Below are 3,288 nucleotides of genomic sequence, written 5' to 3'. Positions count from 1 at the left end.
GTTACGCTAGTGCTTGAAGGATTTGGAAACAGGCTGATTTTTTCTTCTTTCCCATTATCCTTATTTGGTTCAAGATTGGCCTCTCTTCCCACAAAGTCACTCGGGCACTGTTGGATGTAGGCCCTGAACCGGGAACGATACATACTGTGGAATCCTGGCTTAAGTACAATTGTATTTCCTGCATGATATATACCAACACCTCCATTACTAGTGTTACTGATTATTCTATTTGATGCAGTTATAGAATTTGATGCTTGTCGATTATCCTGAGTTCCGATATTTACATCATGAGTTGGAGATACAAGGACAAGATTCGGAATACAATTTTCAATCGCTATAGAACAGATTTCTTCTGTTGTATTGTTGATTTCTGCTGGAGTCATAATAAAATCTGTTTTATTCAAAAGAAATCTTGGTGTTGTTCCAGCTCCGTCGGGATCAGCAGGATAAGACTCGACAATTCCTGTGTAAGTACCTCCAGAGCTTGCTACAGCTCCAGCTGCTTGTGTTGCATTAACATTTGGCGAAACTATTGTCACAACAAATTTAGCATTACGAACTGTTTTGAAAGTCGTATAGTTCTGGAAGGCAGCATCAGTATTCATTCCTGGGGAGCTAGCATTCACAATATAGGAAGCTGACGTTGCATTATTTCTTGAAGCATCTGTAAAAAGATAAATAACTAACGAGTTGCCTGCTGTTCGGTTTAATGTGGTCACGGGGCTTACTATGCCAGGGTTTGGGATTCCATCAAGTGCATTTCCTATCAAGCCTAATGCCTCGTGTGCAAAATCACCACCACCTACAGCGCTCCGTCTAGTAAAAACAGGTATAGTATTCGTAAAAGGAGATTCGATCCAGATTTTACTTGTAGCCGCGGCACCTGTAGCTCCGTATTGTACTATGGAAATCCTATTGTTGGGGTTGCAGGCTATGACCTTTTCCATTATTGCCTGGACAGAACTGGTCATTTGCATATATTCTAAATTGCTAATAGAACCGCTATTGTCAAGCCAGAATATTACGTCACTTCCTTGTGAATAGCCTTTAAAGGCAAATAGCAGAAAGGAGAGGTATATTAAATATACGTTTTTCATGTTATCTATATTTTTGTTAAACGAATATCTAATTTCTCTCCGATAAGATTTTTACCTGTTTCGTAAGCTCTTCTATTTTCTTATTCTGCTCATCCATTTTCTTGTTCTGCTCGATCAAATAAAGTGTCAGCTCCTCGATTTTTTCTTGTTGTATTTTAGCGATTTCACCCAATTCAAGACCTTCTTCTGCTACTTTTGTTGCTGACGGGACATTTGGGAGGTGGCCATTTTCTTTAATAAAAGTCTCCACTTCAGCCAATGGCTTTAACTGATACTCTGGCGCAAAAACATAATCTGCCCATGCCGACATAAGATTGACTCTTACTTCTTCTGTTAAAATGCCTCCTTTGACAAATAGCTTGTAGTTGGCCAAGCTAACTGCTCCAGCTGTTGCAGGGAAAGTATCTGGTGTTGCATAGGTATTGATTCCGCCAATACCTACTTTTCCGGTTGAAAAATCGCCATAGATTAGCGTAGTCGTTGCATTATTTGCGATATGGAGCTTATTACTTCCAAGTTCGTTATATCCTGCAGAATCTCCAAGAAATACATTTCGTGAACCAGTATTGTTGGAATATCCTGCATTTGAGCCGATATAAGTATTGCCTTGCCCACTTGAATTTAAAGCTCCAGCTCTACCTCCAATAAAAGTGTTATATGAAGTTGTTGTGTTAAGTCCTGCTATAAAGCCCACAAAGACATTATTGACTCCTGTGGTATTTTCATATCCTGAACTGGCACCAACATATACATTATCATAGCCGGTTGTATTGCTAAACCCTGAATTGGTGCCTGTAAACGTATTACGATAGCCTGTTGAGTTTGAGCGGCCTGAATCGTACCCATAAAAACTATTTGAATAACCATCTTTATTATAAAGTCCTGAATTGTTTCCAGTAAAAGTGTTGAATGTTCCAGTCGTATTATTAAATCCTGAGCTGGATCCTACAAAAACATTATATGAAGCCGTAGTATTAAGTCCGGCTGAATAACCCACAAATACATTATCATTACCGGTAGAATTTTTATAACCGGAATTTGCGCCTAAATACACATTTTGTACACCTGTAGAATTATTCACTCCGGAAAGAGCACCATAAAAAGCATTTTCGCCTCCGCTTGTATTACTAAGACCTGAAAAAGCACCATAAAAAGAATTATTATCTGCAATATTATAATAACCAGATTTATAACCGCTGAAAACATTATGTTCGCCTTTAATATTTGAATATCCTGCTGACCATCCTGTAAAAACATTATTACTTGCCTTAGAAGAATTAAAACCAGAATAAGTTCCTGTGAATGTATTATAATTGCCTGACGAATTTTTGTTTCCGGAAGAATAACCAATGAAAACATTTTCCCCTCCTGATATATTGCTTACTCCCCCAAGCGCTCCTAAAAAGGTGTTTTTGCCGCCGCCAGCATTGGTCATTCCTGCCTGATAGCCAAAAAAAGAATTTGATCCTCCAGTGTTTCCTGCACCGCCAATTGATGACCCGACTACTGTATTCTGTGTTGATGGGGGAGTCACGTTTCCGGTTCCTAAAGTTCCTGTTCCTACCACTGTGTTTTGTGCTTGTATGTAAAATGTTCCTGAACAAAGAGTCAGCACTGCTAATTTAATTTTTGTATTCATAAGCATAAGATTAAGTTATTGTTTAAAATTTATGAATTTGGTTACAGCTATAATCATAATTTATTTACTTGTATAATAAGAGAGGTTTGTGTTTTGAAATATTTATAACACTTTAATATTAAAAAATCAATATCAGTGTTAAATTATTGTTTTTGTTGTAAAACAAATAGCAAAAAGTAATAAGCGGAACTATATGGGAATAAGCGGGTGATTTTTAACGATAACTGGTAAATGGGAAAACTATTAAAACTGAGTTTTAATAATAAAAAATATGTTTCCGAAAGAGATAGGTGAAAAGGGAAGTAGTTTCCTGAATATAAAAGCCGGTTTCAAGAGAAGCCGGCTTTTTTTGTGAATATCTTTAAAATATATGCCCTGCTATAATATCTGTCACTAGCAGAATTATTTACGAATTATTTCTTAACCAGTTTTGATTTAAAAATCTTTCCATCTACTGTAGTGACGGTAACAAGATAGACACCTTCCTTATAATCGTTAACTGCTACATCATATTTTTCTGCTTCTTTAATTTTCTTATCAAGCATAATTCTT

Annotated in this window: 2 protein-coding genes; both read right to left on the bottom strand. The window is 36.8% G+C overall.

Annotated features, from left to right (window positions below):
• Positions 1 to 1,097: vWA domain-containing protein (locus ASG38_RS04090; protein WP_157486028.1), on the bottom strand; the 1,097-nt coding region annotated here is incomplete at its 3' end.
• A 28-nt stretch (positions 1,098 to 1,125) separates the two neighbouring features.
• On the bottom strand, positions 1,126 to 2,736 hold the full coding sequence (locus ASG38_RS04085) for a hypothetical protein (RefSeq protein WP_157486027.1): 1,611 nt from the start codon (positions 2,734 to 2,736) through the stop codon (positions 1,126 to 1,128).
• Positions 2,737 to 3,288: the final 552 nt, after the last annotated feature.

The sequence above is a fragment of the Flavobacterium sp. Leaf359 genome, from assembly GCF_001423985.1.
GTDB classification, from domain to species: Bacteria; Bacteroidota; Bacteroidia; order Flavobacteriales; family Flavobacteriaceae; genus Flavobacterium; species Flavobacterium lindanitolerans.
This window is presented reverse-complemented; position numbering and strand designations above follow the sequence as displayed.